Source organism: Paenibacillus sp. FSL H8-0283 (assembly GCF_045040675.1).
GTDB classification, from domain to species: domain Bacteria; phylum Bacillota; class Bacilli; order Paenibacillales; family Paenibacillaceae; genus Paenibacillus; species Paenibacillus amylolyticus.
Window position 1 is genome coordinate 931,920 of sequence record NZ_CP150295.1, and the last position, 16,009, is coordinate 947,928.

At 45.3% G+C, this 16,009-nt stretch carries 13 protein-coding genes; 7 read left to right on the top strand and 6 right to left on the bottom strand.

Annotated elements, in window-relative coordinates:
• Nucleotides 1-81: 81 nt before the first annotated feature.
• Nucleotides 82-1,137, bottom strand: a complete 1,056-nt coding sequence (locus tag MHI52_RS04335; protein ID WP_405158535.1) for an ankyrin repeat domain-containing protein — start codon at nucleotides 1,135-1,137, stop codon at nucleotides 82-84.
• 252 nt (nucleotides 1,138-1,389) lie between these two features.
• On the opposite strand from MHI52_RS04335, the gene MHI52_RS04340 reads away from it, so the two are divergent.
• Complete coding sequence (locus MHI52_RS04340) at nucleotides 1,390-1,959, top strand: hypothetical protein (RefSeq protein WP_036668348.1); 570 nt, start codon at nucleotides 1,390-1,392, stop codon at nucleotides 1,957-1,959.
• A gap of 170 nt (nucleotides 1,960-2,129) precedes the next feature.
• Nucleotides 2,130-3,296, top strand: coding sequence for a cobalamin-independent methionine synthase II family protein (locus tag MHI52_RS04345; protein ID WP_076253801.1), 1,167 nt, complete (start codon nucleotides 2,130-2,132; stop codon nucleotides 3,294-3,296).
• A gap of 197 nt (nucleotides 3,297-3,493) precedes the next feature.
• Here the strand turns inward: MHI52_RS04345 and MHI52_RS04350 are convergent, their stop codons facing one another.
• Both MHI52_RS04350 and MHI52_RS04355 read right to left on the bottom strand, forming a co-directional pair.
• Nucleotides 3,494-4,072 (bottom strand): GNAT family N-acetyltransferase, encoded by a 579-nt coding sequence (locus MHI52_RS04350; RefSeq protein WP_339285499.1) that lies wholly within the window; start codon nucleotides 4,070-4,072, stop codon nucleotides 3,494-3,496.
• Between the two features lie 44 nt (nucleotides 4,073-4,116).
• Nucleotides 4,117-4,884 carry a TVP38/TMEM64 family protein gene (locus tag MHI52_RS04355; RefSeq protein ID WP_076253799.1) on the bottom strand — a complete coding sequence of 256 codons (768 nt, stop codon included), beginning with the start codon at nucleotides 4,882-4,884 and terminating at the stop codon, nucleotides 4,117-4,119.
• A gap of 159 nt (nucleotides 4,885-5,043) precedes the next feature.
• Between MHI52_RS04355 and MHI52_RS04360 the strand changes: the two genes are divergently transcribed.
• Both MHI52_RS04360 and MHI52_RS04365 read left to right on the top strand, forming a co-directional pair.
• Nucleotides 5,044-5,736: a response regulator transcription factor gene (locus MHI52_RS04360; RefSeq protein ID WP_339285503.1), complete on the top strand. Its 693-nt coding sequence runs from the start codon at nucleotides 5,044-5,046 to the stop codon at nucleotides 5,734-5,736.
• Entirely contained in the window at nucleotides 5,729-7,075 is a 1,347-nt protein-coding gene (locus MHI52_RS04365; RefSeq protein WP_405158536.1) for a histidine kinase dimerization/phospho-acceptor domain-containing protein, read from the top strand. Before MHI52_RS04360 ends, MHI52_RS04365 begins: the two co-directional genes overlap by 8 nt.
• A 343-nt stretch (nucleotides 7,076-7,418) precedes the next feature.
• Here MHI52_RS04365 and MHI52_RS04370 read toward each other — a convergent pair whose 3' ends face one another.
• Nucleotides 7,419-8,255: a MerR family transcriptional regulator gene (locus MHI52_RS04370; protein WP_405158537.1), complete on the bottom strand. Its 837-nt coding sequence runs from the start codon at nucleotides 8,253-8,255 to the stop codon at nucleotides 7,419-7,421.
• A 131-nt stretch (nucleotides 8,256-8,386) separates the two neighbouring features.
• On the opposite strand from MHI52_RS04370, the gene MHI52_RS04375 reads away from it, so the two are divergent.
• A complete protein-coding gene (locus MHI52_RS04375) occupies nucleotides 8,387-10,123 on the top strand; it encodes an ABC transporter ATP-binding protein (protein ID WP_405158538.1) in 1,737 nt (578 codons plus the stop codon).
• Nucleotides 10,116-11,933 carry an ABC transporter ATP-binding protein gene (locus MHI52_RS04380; protein ID WP_405158539.1) on the top strand — a complete coding sequence of 606 codons (1,818 nt, stop codon included), beginning with the start codon at nucleotides 10,116-10,118 and terminating at the stop codon, nucleotides 11,931-11,933. The genes MHI52_RS04375 and MHI52_RS04380 overlap by 8 nt, the downstream gene beginning before the upstream one ends.
• Before the next feature lie 211 nt (nucleotides 11,934-12,144).
• Here the strand turns inward: MHI52_RS04380 and MHI52_RS04385 are convergent, their stop codons facing one another.
• On the bottom strand, nucleotides 12,145-13,680 hold the full coding sequence (locus MHI52_RS04385; RefSeq protein ID WP_405158540.1) for a carboxylesterase/lipase family protein: 1,536 nt from the start codon (nucleotides 13,678-13,680) through the stop codon (nucleotides 12,145-12,147).
• 112 nt (nucleotides 13,681-13,792) lie between these two features.
• On the opposite strand from MHI52_RS04385, the gene MHI52_RS04390 reads away from it, so the two are divergent.
• Nucleotides 13,793-14,602 (top strand): AraC family transcriptional regulator, encoded by an 810-nt coding sequence (locus MHI52_RS04390; protein WP_405158541.1) that lies wholly within the window; start codon nucleotides 13,793-13,795, stop codon nucleotides 14,600-14,602.
• 206 nt (nucleotides 14,603-14,808) lie between these two features.
• Here MHI52_RS04390 and MHI52_RS04395 read toward each other — a convergent pair whose 3' ends face one another.
• Nucleotides 14,809-15,972 carry a glycoside hydrolase family 27 protein gene (locus MHI52_RS04395; RefSeq protein WP_036606020.1) on the bottom strand — a complete coding sequence of 388 codons (1,164 nt, stop codon included), beginning with the start codon at nucleotides 15,970-15,972 and terminating at the stop codon, nucleotides 14,809-14,811.
• Nucleotides 15,973-16,009: the final 37 nt, after the last annotated feature.

Sequence of the window (16,009 nt, forward strand, 5' to 3'; positions counted from 1 at the left end):
TCATGGATACGGAGTATGATTCAGATAGATTTAATAGAAAAAAGAAGCGGTAACTTTTCCGCTTCTTTTTTGCTTTGCTGTTTAACGCGTATACGCAGGTTTCTCCATAGCGACCGGCTGAGGATTGGCAAGCACCCATAATACCGCTAACTCGGATAATCTGGCAGGCGCATCAAAATCGTATCCATTGTGAAGTCTGCTGACCAAGTCTGCTGCCTCTTGGAGAAGTGCGGGGGCGAGTGGCGCACCAGAGCCCAGGTGACGAATCAGTGCATCCAGCATCTTGCGATACTCCGCATCCCAGTTTCCACCGCCATTATCCAATACTTCATGGGATACACGTCCTGTGATGCGGATGACCTCTCCCTGCACCGTTTGAGCGTGGCCTTGGGCCGGAATGAGATATTCCCACAGCTCTTGGTGCTGTTTGGTCCAGGTGGTTGCCTTTACCTGAATGGGAGTAGTCCCATCGTGCATGATCCGATTCGCTACCGGCTCGACATCAAATAACTGGTACAGTTTGATCAGCGCATCTGAAACTTCATCGACCTTGTCCTTATTGAACTTCTCACGGACGAATTCAAAATCCTTACCGATCCGCTTCACCGATTCTTTCATATCGGGGGTGACCGATGCTCCGGCATTCAGCAGAATTGCGGCAATCTCTGCCAGACTGACTATATCGCTATTCCTGCAATTGGCTAACCCCTTAGCTAATGGCGTATTTCCCTGTTTATTTTCTACGTTAATAGTAGCGCCTTGGTTTACCAACTCTTGAACCACTTTGGTTCGATACCCATTGACCGCTGCATGTAACGGTGTTTCATTTTGGTAATCCACAGCGTCCACATCCGCACCTAATTCAAGGAACAGGGGTACATTTCCTGACCAGTGTGAGGCATGGGAATGTAAAGGCGTGCGTTGATATTTGTCACGTGCATTAATATCTGCCCCTTGCGCTACCAGCCAGCGGACCACTTCATCCGATATTTGACGAAAGCTGAGGGCCGTACCTTTGCTGTAGCCCCCACGTGCATCCCATTCGCATTGCTCGAAAATTTCTTTTACAGTAGCGATATCATTATCTTTAACGAGTTTTTCCATATGAGCAGGTAAGGTTGCTTTCTTCGTAGCCATTACACTCTTCCTCTCCTTTGTGAATAACAACGTATGTTCCAATGGTAGGCTATGACGATTTAATAGTAAGTAGATAATTTTCTGCAATTTTATCACATAGGGAATTTTAAAACCAATAACTGGGTTTCTTCCATCATCCATTTGGTTTGCTATGTTATAATTTAGATGAATGTTGATACTGGAGACGGATTGATAAATATTTGAAATGATCGCCGTAATTCATGCGGTAGGCTTTTGATAATAGGAGGATCTATGTCCTGGAGTAAATTGAAGCAACAACTGGAGAGTTTTCTTAGTCCTGCGTTAGTTGGAAGGGTGGAGTACCGTGCCACCAGCTATAGCTATTCACCTGATAAATCAGGCAATTGTTATATTACTGTAGATAAAAAGAATGTACTCAACATGAGTGATACTACAACCCCAATTCGATGGTATCAGTCAGAGCAGGAGATCAAGAGCGACCCGGAAATCATGATTCCTGTGAGCGATGAAGAGATTGAAGCTATCCGAAAAGATTCCAAAGGACCCATTCCCGAGGATCGTCTTCAAGTCATGGCAAGAAGTAGAAAAATCTCCGTACATGCCAAAGAGCTTTTGTTGGCTCAGACCGCACTTAGTAAATCGAATTTTACCGTTGCAGCTACGACGTATTTATCCACTTCTATAGAGGATAATCTGGAGAGCAAGGATATCTTGTTTAATATTCTGGCTTTAATGGACAGACGAGTTGGCAAAAAGCGAATTCTAAATATGTCGGAGCAGGTCAAATTAAAGCATCCAGCCGTTCAGTATTTTTATGAACTGCGTCGTCGTACGGTGTGAAATTGAATAACGTTCACGGATAGAGGTACACTGTGTCGGTGACGGTTTCACTGAAATCTGTCTAATAAGTGGATATAGCTTTTAACTATAACCAGTTATGGTTTTTTAGTATCCCTTCTAACTGCTCTCAGCGTGATATGATCATTGTATACAACGAGGGGGTTTTTTACATGACTGATAAGTTCCAGATCGTAGGAAGTTTATTGCGGCCGGATGAGCTGCTGAAATATAAAACGCAAATTGAACATAATGATGATATCCAATATCCGTTCTATGAAAACTACGAAGGATATGAAAAGTGTGAGACGGAGGCAATCAAACAAGTTGTCGCTAAGGAAATCGAACATAACTTGTCCGTGGTTACCGATGGCGAATTCTCCAAATCGATGTGGCATCTGGACTTTGTATGGGGATTTGGCGGAGTGAAGCGTTACATCGCGGATCACGGCTATTTTTTCAGAGATGTGGACGGAACTTCGAAGTATGAAACACGCAAAGATATTGGACTGCGCATCACTGATAAATTGAGTGGAAAGAACCATCATTTCATTCAACTGTTCCAACAACTGCAAGACACGGCTGGCGAGCAACAAACGAAACTTTGCGTACCGTCTCCTTCCCATATTTTCGGTGAGCTTTCCTGGTCAGATAACATTGGTGGTACGGATGCTGTATATCAAAACATACAGGAGCTCAAAGAGGGTCTTGTGATCGCGTATAAGGAATTCGTGGAGGAATTCGCTGCAGTGGGCGGTAAAATTCTGCAATTCGATGATTGCTTGTGGGAACTGTTTGCAGACGACAACCCGAACTCTCCTTTTACAGGGGAAAATATTAATCAAGATGAAGTAAAGGGACTTGCTACCGAATTCATTGATATTAATAATACTGTGATTGACTTTGGTCATAGCCTTGGCTTGAAAATGTGGACACATAACTGCCGGGGCAATTATGATTCCCGCAACATGGGTGGTGGATCGTATGCCAAAATTGCGAATCTGTTCCTGAAGCAATTGAAGTATGACCGTTTCTTCCTGGAGTGGGATGATGATCGTGCGGGTTCAATTGAAGCTCTGGAAGTGTTCAAGGACAGACCTGAAACGGAAATTGTACTGGGTCTGTTGTCATCCAAAACGAGTACACTCGATGATGAAGCACGTGTTGTCCGTTTGCTGGACGAAGCTTCCAAAATCATTGATAAGGATCGGCTGTTGTTGTCTCACCAATGCGGCTTTGCATCTTGTGATGGCGGTAACGAATTAAGCGAAGCTCAGCAATGGGCGAAGATTGATCAAGGGCAGAAGATTGCAAAGCAATATTGGGGCAGCACCGTCTAGAGTTCAAGCTAAATGTATTGTGACCTTATAAATACATTGCTCGATCAATAGTGTTATGCACGATAATGAAACGGCGACTTTTCCTCTGGAATCTATCCAGGGAGAAGCCGCCGTATTTGTTGTGGAACGTACCTATACGTATAGGTACGTTCTCATTTCCATAACTTTTTTTAACTAATGATGGGGCTTGTCATTCTTTATTTCTGAGATTCACGCTGTGCCAGCCATTCCTTTTTCAACAAAGCATATTGATACGTATTCTCGTATTTCGGTGTGCCGTCCTCATTTTTGACAAATGAAATGAACTCCAAAAAAAGACCCTCCCGGCGCATGCCCAGCTTCTCACACAGTTTCTGAGAACGGAAGTTATCATCCTCGACATAAGCGTACAATCTTCTTATTCCCTGTTCCATAAAGAGATTTTCGATGAAAGCATTGGCGCTCTCACTGGCGTACCCTTTCCCTTCAAATCTGCCATTAAAATTCCAACCTATACTATACGTATCTGAATTCGAATCTTTATCCGTATCGGAATCCCGATCTTCCCTCATACCAAACAGCTCACCGATCAACTCGTTACTGTCTTTCAGACAGACTGCGATGTGGGAATCGTCACTGCTTCTTTTTGCGACCTCTGCCGCAGCGTCTTCCAACGTTGAAATTCGTTGATCCATAAAACAATTCACTCTGGGATTTGCTGTGTATTCCAACAGTCCGGCTGCGTCCGTTACGGTGAAATTTCTCAGGATTAATCGATTGGTTTTAAGTATTTGCATAAGATGATATACCTCCGGTTTTCATATCAATAGATTGGCTTTGTTCATGTTGTATCTCTTTTTATTTTACGAGACTCCCTATTCGTACTATAACTGGGTATAGCCTTGGGTTTGGCTTTGGCTTTGGTACTGTCTGACCGGGAGAACAATCCCACCAATTTCTCCCTATAGATATAACCGAGTACAAACCCGATTACAGCGATAACAGAAATAATAATGGCGATTGTGTATTGTTGCATATGAATTGTGGACCCTACAACGGTAGATGCGATGATCCACGGCAGACGACCGACGATAAGGATCGTGAAGAATCTAAACGAACTAATCGATGTAAGTGCGGCGACAAATACAAGCATGTCTTTGGGCAAGCCGGGAATTACGAAAAAGATGAATAAAAAAGCGGAGAACTTCTTCTCATCATGAATTAACGACATCCACTTATTATTTTTCTTTTGCATTAGCCGTGAAATATAAGCGCGACCGATAAAACGAGTGAAATAAAAAGCAATCGCTGAGCCTATAATCAAACCTATTGTAGTATACAAGGACCCAAGTGTAACCCCATAGATATAACCGCCTGCAATCTGTACCACTTCTCCTGGAATAGGTGCAACCACGATCTGAAGAATCTGGAATAAAATAAACATGACCGGACCCCAATGGCCTGTTGAATGAATATACGCTCTGAAGTTGTCCATGGAAGACATGATTTTAATAAGGGCAGGAGAATAATACACCAGTAGACCAATGGACAACATGATGAACAGACCCAACAATATGTTAATCATTACTTTTTTCGAAGTTTGTGGCATACCTGACGACCCCTTTGTCTAATAACTTCTACATATTTACAGTATAAGACGAAATTATTAAGAGATACCTACATAACTTCTGAAGAATTCTTAAGTCGATTGTATTTGCTGGTAGTCGCTAATAACGCATATTATACTGAAATTAGACGGAGGGATCAGATGAGCAAGAAAATTCTAATTGCTGATGATAACAGTGAAATTCGTGAAATTGTAAGGATTTTGTTAGAGAGTGAGAATTATGAAGTGATTGAAGCGATAGATGGTCAAGATGCGATTGATAAAGTGAACGAAGAGACGGATCTCATTATTTTGGATATGATGATGCCCAATAAATCGGGGCTGAAGGCGTGTCTGGAGATTCGTGAAAAAACAAGCGCACCGATCCTGTTTCTCACAGCGAAAACGCAGGATTCTGACAAACAATTGGCATTTTCCTCAGGCAGTGATGACTTTTTGTCCAAACCCTTTTCCTATACAGAACTTGTTTCGCGGGTGAAGGCCTTACTGCGGAGGTATTATGTTTATCGGGGCAAGGAGAAGACCGAAGAACAGGACCAAATTATCGTTAAGGATCTTACCGTCCATCAGGATTCAAAAACCGTGTTTGTTGGAGACAAGGAGATTGCTCTAACTGAAATTGAATACCAGATTTTGCTGCTGTTGGCTAAGAAGCGACGAAAGGTGTTCTCGGCAGAAAATATATATGAGAGTGTTTGGGGGCAACCCTACTTTTATACGTGTAATAACACAGTGATGGTTCATATTCGTAACTTGAGAGGCAAACTGGAGGATGACCCGCAGAACCCTAAATATGTGAAGACCGTTTGGGGGAAGGGGTACAAAATTGAATAGATTATTAATCGGAAAAAAGCTGAAGATTAAACTGGTTCTGGCGGTTGTCATTTCTTTGGTCATTTCCATAAGTGCACTCGTTATTTTACAAGTTGTTGGCGAGACTGTATTGGATAGTTATTTAAGCAAATCCACTTTTGTAGAGAACAGGCAGCAAGATGCGCTTGATCGATTCGAAGCATTTGTGGATAGCCAGAACGTGTCAACCCGTGATCATGAGCAATTGTCTGCTTGGATAAGACATGAGCGCTACTTAAATCTGTATATTTTTGCAAAAGACAAATTGATATTTTCCTCCAACACGGAGATTGATCCTGCCATTAATGAAGAGCTGTTAACTCAAATCGTGCCATCGAAAATACCCATCACCACCATCCATTTTGCGGATCAGGATGCCCAGATATACTTGGTTAGCTTTTATGAGTATCAATACTACAACCTCATTCTGATTATTGGTGTTTTCATAGCGGCCATTGTGTTTATTGTTTCCTTTCTACTGATGATTAATAAGAAAACATCTTATATTGGCGTGCTTGAACAAGAGATCAAAATACTCGAAGGTGGAAATTTGGACTATTCGATTACGATATCGGGAAAGGATGAACTGTCATCTCTGGCCCAGAGTATTGATGAGATGAGGAAATCATTTGTGGAGCGGCTGGGCAGCGAGGAGAGGGTCAGGATGGCCAACCGTGAATTGATCACGGCGATTTCCCATGATTTGCGAACGCCACTCACGATTCTATTAGGATATATGGATATCATAGAGCTCAACAAATATAAGACACATGAGGATCTGTTGCAGTATATTCATAATAGCCGGGAGAAGGCCTATCAGATCAAAGTGCTGTCGGACAAACTATTCGAATATTTTACGGTATCATCGGCCGCTGAAGAAGAGGAAGTAGAATTTGAGATGTATGAGGGCAGAGCGCTTATCGATCAACTCATAGATGAGCAATTAGTGGTTTTGGACGATATAGACGTGCAGGTTCAGACAGATGCACATCATGAGGAGTTTTTGCTGGAAATCAATCTGGTCGCCATGCGTCGCGTAATGGATAATATATTTTCAAATATTCGAAAATACGCCGATCCAGGGCATCCCGTTCATATCCAGATTTCTTTGAGGCAACAATGGGTTATTCTTGAGGTGGAGAATAAGATTAAACGTGTTGGCAAAAAGAAAGAAGATAGCAACGAAATTGGACTCGTTAGTTGTCAGAAAATGATCCAGCAGCACAACGGGACGTTGACGGTGTCGCAGGAAAAGGATATCTTTTCACTACAGATTATGCTACCTGTCATCATCAACAAACCAACACAGACTCACGGATAATGAGTTGCTCTCTCAACGTGAGGGACTGCTCGAAACCCTGAAAAAGCGTTTTGAAAAAAACATGAACCGTCATCCAGATATGAAATGGACTTCTCGATTAATGCGGACACTGCATCCTTTGATCGCTGTAAGGAATTAAGCGAAACCAAGCAATGGGCGGAGTTCGATTAAGGCCAGCAGAAGGCGAAACAATATCGGCTGCTGGATTATATACCGTCACTTCAATGCGACCTTTCCTGGAATTTACCAAAGGAAAGGTCGCTTATGTTTATAAACATATGTTTTCAAAAGTATAATCCCTTATGGAATTATTAATGTGATCAGGAAGATTGCTTGATGCCTATTACCCAAGATGATCACCACCGTTCGGTTCCTCAATATGCACCATGACCCGGACCAGATAATCCTCCGAATCTTGCAGAACGATCTCATCCTGCATGTAATCCTCGTAAGCATCACCCTTAACGGCGTAATGATTTCTTTCCATATAATCAAAGATTCGCGGAAAAATTTTCTCAGTATCACCATAGTCTGCTCTGGCATAAGACACGAGATAGAAACCCTCCGGCATATACTCCTGTTCATGATGCTGTGTGGTCATGAAGCTGTACATATGGGAGATCATATCTCCATCCTTCTTCAGCAGATCCTCTTTGGGAATAATCACGCCACTCGGATATCCAATCGGTGCATGTTCATTGTTCAGACGTACCTGAAAATCCTTCCAGAGCTCTTCGGGAAATTGGCTTTTGGATGAGTAGACCCGGCGGCTCAGCAGCAACGGCATCTTGGCTTGCCAGATGACATACATTCGGCTCGTATCAATATTCAAGGAATGCTCTATATTTTCCGCACGCTGGATGATCATCTGTTTGGCCTGCGCAAGTTTTTTGATCTGCAGTTGCAGAATCTCCTCCTGCTTTCGCAGAAGCTTAAGAGTACTGCCAGGGGAACGCTGGCCGAGATGCTCCTGGATTTTCTCCAGGGACATGCCCAGCTCTTTGAAAATATGAATTACTCCGATAGTATCGAGCTGGCTGCGACTGTAAAAACGGTAACCATTGTCCGCAACAAAGGCAGGCTTGAATAACCCGATACGATCATAATAAATGAGTGTTTTGCGTGTAACATCAGACAGTTTGGAAAAAGCAGTAATGGACAACATGTCGTTTGGATGCATGAGTACCTCCAGATCGAAAAAGTAGATTGACTGTATAGTAACTATACAGTTTATAATAGCTTCTGTTCTTACCATTGATCTACATCTGAACCGTAATTCAGACGGATTTATTACTAAAGAGGAGAATGCATATGTTGGGAAAATTACTGCAAAGTGTGAGGGAGTATAAAAAAGATACATGGTTAACTCCCTTGTTTTTGCTTGGTGAAGTTGCAATGGAAGTCATCATCCCGTTGTTTATGGCCGAGTTGATTGATCAGGGCATCACCGGAGGCCAAATGAATCAGGTTGTTAAATATGGCTTGATCCTGGTACTGTTTGCGCTGGTATCCCTAGTCTTTGGCGCACTGGCGGGTAAACACTCTGCAATCGCCACATCAGGCTTTGGAAAAAATTTGCGTTACGACCTGTTCCGTCATGTTCAGCAACTGTCGTACTCCAATATGGACAAATTCTCGACCTCAGGGATCGTCACAAGGCTGACTACAGATATTACGCATGTGCAAAATGCCTTTCTGATGATCATACGGATTGCATTCCGCAGTCCAGTGATGATGATTTTTGCAACGATAATGACGTATCGGATCAGCCCTAACATCGCCATGTGGTTTGTGATCGTCATTCCTGTTCTGGCTGTGGGCATGATCCTCATTATGAAGTATTCGTTTCCCATCTTTGAACGTGCCTTCGATAGTTATGATGACCTGAATAAAGTGGTTCAGGAAAATGTTCGCGGCATTCGGGTCGTCAAATCCTATGTTCGGGAAGAACATGAGGTATCCAAGTTTCAAGTGGTATCCCAAAAGATATTTGCACAAATGGTTAAGGCAGAACGCATTTTGTCGTATGAACTGCCCCTGATGCAAATTGTGCTGTATGCTGTGATGCTGCTTATTTCCTGGGTTGGAGCCAAACTGGTGGTGGGTGGTAGCATGACAACAGGAGAACTGACCAGTGTATTTGCTTATTCCATGCAAATTCTGATGAGTCTGATGACGTTGGGGATCGTCGTTATTATGGTCGCTATTGCTCGTGCTTCCGCTGGACGTATTAACGACCTATTAAGCGAGAAACCGGACATTACAAGTCCAGAATCATCGGTAATGGAAATGCTTACGGGAGAGGTGGAGTTTCGCAACGTCTCCTTCCGTTACTCTGACAAAGCCGAGAACTATGCACTATCCGGCATCAACCTTCGCATTGCTTCAGGACAGACGATTGGGATTATCGGGGCAGCCGGTAGCGCGAAATCCACATTGGTGCAATTGATTCCGCGTCTCTATGATGCCAGTGAGGGCGAAGTGCTCGTTAGCGGAACCAATGTGAAGGACTATGATCTGAATGTGCTTCGCAATCAGGTTGCGATGGTACTGCAAAAAAACATTCTGTTTGAAGGCTCCATCAAGGAGAACCTGCGTTGGGGGAATGAATCGGCGACCGATGAAGAGCTAATCGAAGCCTGCAAAGCGGCACAGGCGCATGAATTTATTTCCACTTTTTCTGATGGATATGATACCCACCTGGCGCAAGGTGGCACTAACGTTTCCGGAGGTCAGAAACAGAGGCTGTGTATTGCAAGAGCCTTGCTCAAAAAGCCGAAGATTCTGATTCTGGATGATTCGACCAGCGCTGTGGATACACGCACAGATGCATTGATCAGGAACGTTTTCAAGGAAAGTATCCCGGATACGACTAAAATTATTATTGCCCAGCGGGTCGCATCCGTCGAAGATGCAGACCAGATTGTGCTGCTGGACGAAGGCAAAATGGTGGATATCGGAACACATCAGGAGCTTTTGGACAGAAGTACAATTTATCAAGAGGCTTACCATACACAAACTAAGGGTGGTGAAGAATTGGATGGATAACACAAATTATAGCCAAACCATTAAACGTTTGCTGGCCTACTTCAAATATTACAAGTTTAGAACAGCACTGGTGCTGCTGCTTGTACTGGTTAGCTCTGCCGTCTCTGTAGCTTCCGCAGCCTTTCTGCGACTGCTCATCGATGATTTTATTGTACCATTGTTGGGCGATCAGCATCCGGTGTTTGACGCCTTGTTGCAGACATTGATTATCCTGGCTGTAATCTACGCTGCGGGAGTTGTTAGTACATTTGTCTCGAAGCGGCTGATGATTACGATCTCGCAACAGATTATGAAGAAAATTCGCGACCGTTTATTCGGGCATATGCAGAAGCTTCCGATTAAATATTTTGACCGCAAAGCCCATGGGGATATTATGAGTCACTACACCAACGATGTGGATACCCTTAACATGATGCTTACGGATGGGTTGCCACAGTTGTTATCTACTGCCGTGACGGTTATCGTGGTCCTCGGTACGATGTTATATCTGGATGTGCCGTTAACCATTGTAGTTGTATTGGGTGCACTTGCGATGCTTTGGATTACCAAAACAGTTGGTACTAAGGCGACACAGCACTTTTTCCGGCAGCAGGAATCGATTGGTGTGGTGGACGGATATATTGAGGAAATGATTTATGGTCAAAAGGTGGTACAGGTGTTCAGCCGTGAGGAGAAAGCTATTGAACAATTTGCACGTCTGAACGATGAATTGTTTGAGCATTCAGCAACAGCCAACAAATATTCCAATATCCTGATGCCTGTTAATGCCAATCTTGCAACATTAATTTATGTTCTCGTTGCTATTGTTGGTGGAGCTATGGCGATCTCTGGCTGGAATACAGGCCTGACCTTGGGGAGTATCGCAGCGTTTCTGAGCTTGTCCAGAAATTTCACGATGCCGATTGCCGAAATTTCCTCGCAGGTGAGCATGTTTGTGGTGGCCCTTGCGGGAGCACAACGGATATTCAATATGATGGATGAACATGCTGAAGAGAATGAAGGCCGCGTGACGCTGGAGAAAAACCGGCATGGTGGTGGGTGGTTCTGGAAGCTGGAGGATGGTTCTACCGTGGTTCTGAAAGGGAAAGTGGAGTTTAAGGACGTATGTTTTACGTATGATGGGAAAAAGCAGGTGCTGCAGAATATTACGTTATATGCGATGCCCGGGCAGAAACTTGCCTTCGTAGGTGCAACTGGTGCAGGCAAGACAACCGTGGCGAATCTGCTGAATCGTTTCTATGATATTGCGGACGGCGAGATCATCTATGACGGTATTAATATTCAACGTATTCAAAAAGCCGATTTGCGCCGTTCCCTGGGGATTGTTTTGCAAGATACCCATCTGTTCTCCGGTACTGTAGCTGACAATATTCGTTACGGAAGGTTGGAGGCCAGTAATGAGGAAGTCATTCAAGCTGCTAAGCTGTCATACGCAGATAGCTTCATTGAACGTTTGCCTGATGGATATGATACCCGCCTTGATGGGAACGGCAATGGGCTTTCGCAGGGACAGAGTCAATTGCTTGCCATTGCCAGGGCAGCGATTGCGAATCCGCCGGTAATGATTCTGGATGAGGCAACGTCTTCGATTGACACGCGCACGGAAGCACTGGTACAAATGGGCATGGATAATCTGATGGACGGTCGAACGGTATTTGTTATTGCCCATCGGTTATCCACCGTGCGAAATTCCGATGCCATTATGGTGATGGAAAAAGGACGGATCAAGGAGCGCGGCGATCACCATCAGTTGCTCGCGACCAAAGGAATTTATTATCAATTGTACACAGGAGCCTTTGAATGGGATTAAATGGAGCAGAATCTTATTATGGTGCAAGAGGCTTCCGCGGATCATTAAAGGTCTAAATCGTATTTAAGTGCCATTTTTGTGTTTTGACCTGGATTGAGAGGGTTTCCATATTCTTGTATACTTTTAGTAATCTAATCTCAATTTCGTATATGGTAAGAGCCATGCGACAGCATGGCTCTTACATATATCGTGAGAGGGCAAACCTCATGTTTTAAACAACAGGTGCATTCTGTTTCTTGAAATATTGTTCAATTAAAAATGCGAGCATCGGTCCGGGCTCAGCCTTCTGTAATTGAGCCTGATCGCCAAATTCTATTAGATACGGCTGTTCCGTAGTACAAGGAGTCCAATGAGGCATTAGCTTTCCGGTGGAGTCCGAGCCGTTCGGATCACCTGTAGCAATAAAGTTGGATAAATAATTACACATCTGGCGAGCCAGATCATAATGCTTGCCTGTGAAAGGCCGCCAGCATTTGGCGAGTGTTTCGAAGAAAAACCACAGATCAACGGAGTGAAAAGTACCTGGCTGATCCCAGCCCGGAATCTCGGCGTCGAAGTTATAATAGTAGAGAGGCGTTTCAGACGGATGACCGCTGTTCGCGCGGATGGCGAGCAGAATGGCATGCTGGATCATGCGGACCGATGCTTGTTGAAGAGCATGTTCGAATTGGCCGGTATCGGCCTCACATAGCTGTAAAAAGTCAGGAGCATCCTGGCCAAACAACTCCACAGCCATCTGCTTCAGTTCCTCCAGATTGGCTGCGGCGGGACGGGTCCAAAATTCGGAAGACGTATGCCCCAGCATTACGGGTATCGCCTCGCGCTCCTGCTGAACAAAACGAGTAAACGGATCGCCTGCGCAGAATTGTTCGTCGATGACGGTTCCCCAGAAGCTTTTGTATTCGAGTGCTTTGTTACGGAGATATTCAGCATCCAGTTGTCTCGCCTCAGCCAGGGAAGATACGCCTAGGAAGCCGAAAAATTCAACCCCTGCTTGCTCTGCATCCCTTAGTGTGGAACGGACAGAAGGCACGCGGACCTTCGGGTACAACTCGGTAGCTATACCGCTCATGATGACGGCTCGCTGGAACAAGCCTTTATTTTGCGGAGAGGTCATCTGGCTGAGTACACTTCCTCCGCCTGCCGACTGTCCGCCGATGGTGATCTGGTCTGGATCACCGCCAAAGGCGGCAATGTTGCGTTTGACCCACTGGGTACCTGCTTGTTGATCAAGATGACCAAAGTTGGCGGGTGCATGTGGGGATTCGGCACTAATCTCAGGATGGCACAGGAAGCCAAAGGCATTCAGTCGATAATTAATCGTCACAACGACAATACCTCTACGAGCGATTCGCTCGCCATCAAATTCCATTTCGGCCGTATGGCCGACTTGCAGGCCCCCGCCAAAATACCAGACAAAAACAGGCAACTTCTCGTCCGTACGCTTGGCGGGTGTCCAGACATTCAGATACAGACAATCCTCGTCCATGGGCAGGTCGGGATCAACGGCCCATTCGCGGGTATAGATATTGTTATCATCGATGACTGTTGGGGCTTGCATGGAGATGGGGGCAAAATCAAAAGCTTGCAGTACACCTTCCCAGTTCGACTGCGGTTGCGGAGCGCGCCAGCGGTTCTCACCTACAGGAGGTGCGGCAAAAGGAATTCCCTTGAAGCTGGTAATCCGCGGGTCCGCCGCGGGCAGTCCTTGCACTTGTCCATGTTCTATTGTAACCATTCTAAGCATACAACATTCTCCTCTCTGGATTTAGCATGTAAGCGTTACCGAGCATCTGATCAACGATATATAAGATAAACCTAACGCCAGAACAGGGCGTCTTAGAAAGGGGGAATCAAGGTTGAATCCGATTTGGCATGAGAGCAGTAGAGCCAGTAATTTGTATTTTATCAGCGGTGGTCACAAGCCAGCTAACCCTCACCAATGGGGGCCAGGCGTGCGTGACGTTTATGCGCTGCACTATATTATCCGCGGCCAAGGGACGCTGGAGACGGGCGGCCGCGTTTTTCGGCTCGTTACGGGGGAAAGCTTTATCATATTTCCGCAAAAGGAGATTTACTATTATCCAGACCCGCAAGATCCATGGGAGTACGTCTGGGTGGAGTTTAGCGGTGAGGATGCCGGGCGGTTGCTGGGGCTGACACAGCTCTCAGAGGTACAACCCGTGGTGACGGTCTCGCCGGAGACATTGCAGCCTTTTTTCCACCTTGCCTGGAACGCGGGTGCATCATCTTATGAATTACTGCGGGCGGATGCACGTTTGCGTCTGCTGCTCTCCTACTATATGGAGCATTATCCGAAAGAGCCGCAGGTGGACGCCAAGGATTATGTCTGGCTGGCGAGAAAGTACATCGAGCAGAACTACTGGAAGCCAACATTGACCGTCACCGAGATCGTAAAGGCAGTTAATCTGGAGCGCAGTTATTTGTTTCGTCTGTTTAAGGCAGCAACCGGCAAGTCTGTTTTGGAGTATATTACATCCTGCCGAATCGAGCGCGCCTGTGAACTGTTGAAAACGTCGGGCCTGCCGATTCAATCGGTAGCTTATTCTGTCGGCTACAATGATCCGTTATATTTTTCCAAATTATTCAAGAAAGCAACTTCACACACGCCAACATCGTACATGATGCTACACGGGACCAAGGCATAACGTTAACGGAACAGGGCGCAGTTCCCGGACTCTCGGAAATAACGGATCAACTTCTCAATAGGCTCACGTCCACAGTTCAACTTCACTCCTATACAATCGATGCACAGAAATTGCTGGGCAGAGCGCGAGATCAATTTGAGGTAGATGCCCACATCGTCTGAAGAGAGCGGAACCTGACAGGAGGTGCACAGGCGATGTTGAGCCATCTATTTCACCAGTTTGGCCCGGACGACGAGGCAATCATGTGCTGCGACAACGGGAGCGAAGCGTTCACGGAATACGCCAAGCTCTTGATGTTCCCAGCAGTCATACAGGGAAAGGGCATAACCGGCAGCGTAAGGCAGACCCATATCCCAAAATTGCAAAGACAATTCCCGCTGGCTGTCGCTCAGGTTGAAGAAACCAATAGCTAGATCACCATCTGTGAGTACCTTCACCAGCATAAATACATCGTCTGTGTGAAACCACTGTGGTTCTGGTTTGATGCGGTAAGCTCCGCGCGCTTCTACATCCTGATTGATAGCGATCAGGTCAGGATTCAGGAGAATATCCTTTGTAATCTGGTTAGCCTTGCGCACGTCACATCCGATCATTAATGGGGAACCCATCATGGACCAGAGAGAGAAGTGGGTTTTATATTCGATGTCGTTGCATCCGCCGATGCTGCCAATATAATCATTGTTGCTTCCACCGTACATACCTACAATCAGCATATCCATGTCGTTATGGCAGAAGGAGCCGGTGTAGCTTTGTTTTCCCAATTGAGACAGGGCAAGTTCCTTCACTGAATCCCAATTGTCACGGATATCGCCGGTAGAACGGTACATATGAGCGCCCGATTCCCGAATCCAATCGTATACGTCGTCGGCTCCCCAGTTGCAGGCGGAGAACAGGATATCGCGTCCGCAGTTTTTGAGCGCAAGGCTCATCCGTTTGTACAGCAGCTCTCCTGAGATATGGCGCGGCTTGAAGCAGTAATCATACTTCAAATAATCAACGCCCCATTCGGCAAAAAGGGCAGCATCCTGGAATTCATGCTCAAAGCTGCCTGGATACCCGGCACATGTATGTGTACCCACGCATGAATACATGCCGAACTTTAGTCCTTTGCTATGGATATAATCAGAAAGCGCTCTCATTCCGCTCGGGAATTTATCCGGGTCAGCCACCAAATTACCGCTTGCATCACGTTCCTTCAGGCTCCAGCAATCATCAATGACAATATACTCGTAACCAGCGGCCAGATAACCTTCCGATACAAACACATCAGCGACATCCCGAATTAATTGTTCGTTAATATCCCACGTAAAGGTATTCCACGAATTCCAGCCCAGGGCAGGGGCAAAGCCTAACACTTGATTGTTGCTCATGCTCTCGCATCCTTTCTCATCTCGGTTTTGTTAACAA

Excerpts from the sequence above, each read along its gene's own strand:
- MHI52_RS04335 (WP_405158535.1), bottom strand. The coding sequence starts at position 1,137 with ATGGCTACGAAGAAAGCAACCTTACCTGCTCATATGGAAAAACTCGTT.
- MHI52_RS04340 (WP_036668348.1), top strand. The coding sequence starts at position 1,390 with ATGTCCTGGAGTAAATTGAAGCAACAACTGGAGAGTTTTCTTAGTCCT.
- MHI52_RS04345 (WP_076253801.1), top strand. The coding sequence starts at position 2,130 with ATGACTGATAAGTTCCAGATCGTAGGAAGTTTATTGCGGCCGGATGAG.
- MHI52_RS04350 (WP_339285499.1), bottom strand. The coding sequence starts at position 4,072 with ATGCAAATACTTAAAACCAATCGATTAATCCTGAGAAATTTCACCGTA.
- MHI52_RS04355 (WP_076253799.1), bottom strand. The coding sequence starts at position 4,884 with ATGCCACAAACTTCGAAAAAAGTAATGATTAACATATTGTTGGGTCTG.
- MHI52_RS04360 (WP_339285503.1), top strand. The coding sequence starts at position 5,044 with ATGAGCAAGAAAATTCTAATTGCTGATGATAACAGTGAAATTCGTGAA.
- MHI52_RS04370 (WP_405158537.1), bottom strand. The coding sequence starts at position 8,255 with ATGCATCCAAACGACATGTTGTCCATTACTGCTTTTTCCAAACTGTCT.
- MHI52_RS04375 (WP_405158538.1), top strand. The coding sequence starts at position 8,387 with ATGTTGGGAAAATTACTGCAAAGTGTGAGGGAGTATAAAAAAGATACA.
- MHI52_RS04380 (WP_405158539.1), top strand. The coding sequence starts at position 10,116 with ATGGATAACACAAATTATAGCCAAACCATTAAACGTTTGCTGGCCTAC.
- MHI52_RS04385 (WP_405158540.1), bottom strand. The coding sequence starts at position 13,680 with ATGCTTAGAATGGTTACAATAGAACATGGACAAGTGCAAGGACTGCCC.
- MHI52_RS04395 (WP_036606020.1), bottom strand. The coding sequence starts at position 15,972 with ATGAGCAACAATCAAGTGTTAGGCTTTGCCCCTGCCCTGGGCTGGAAT.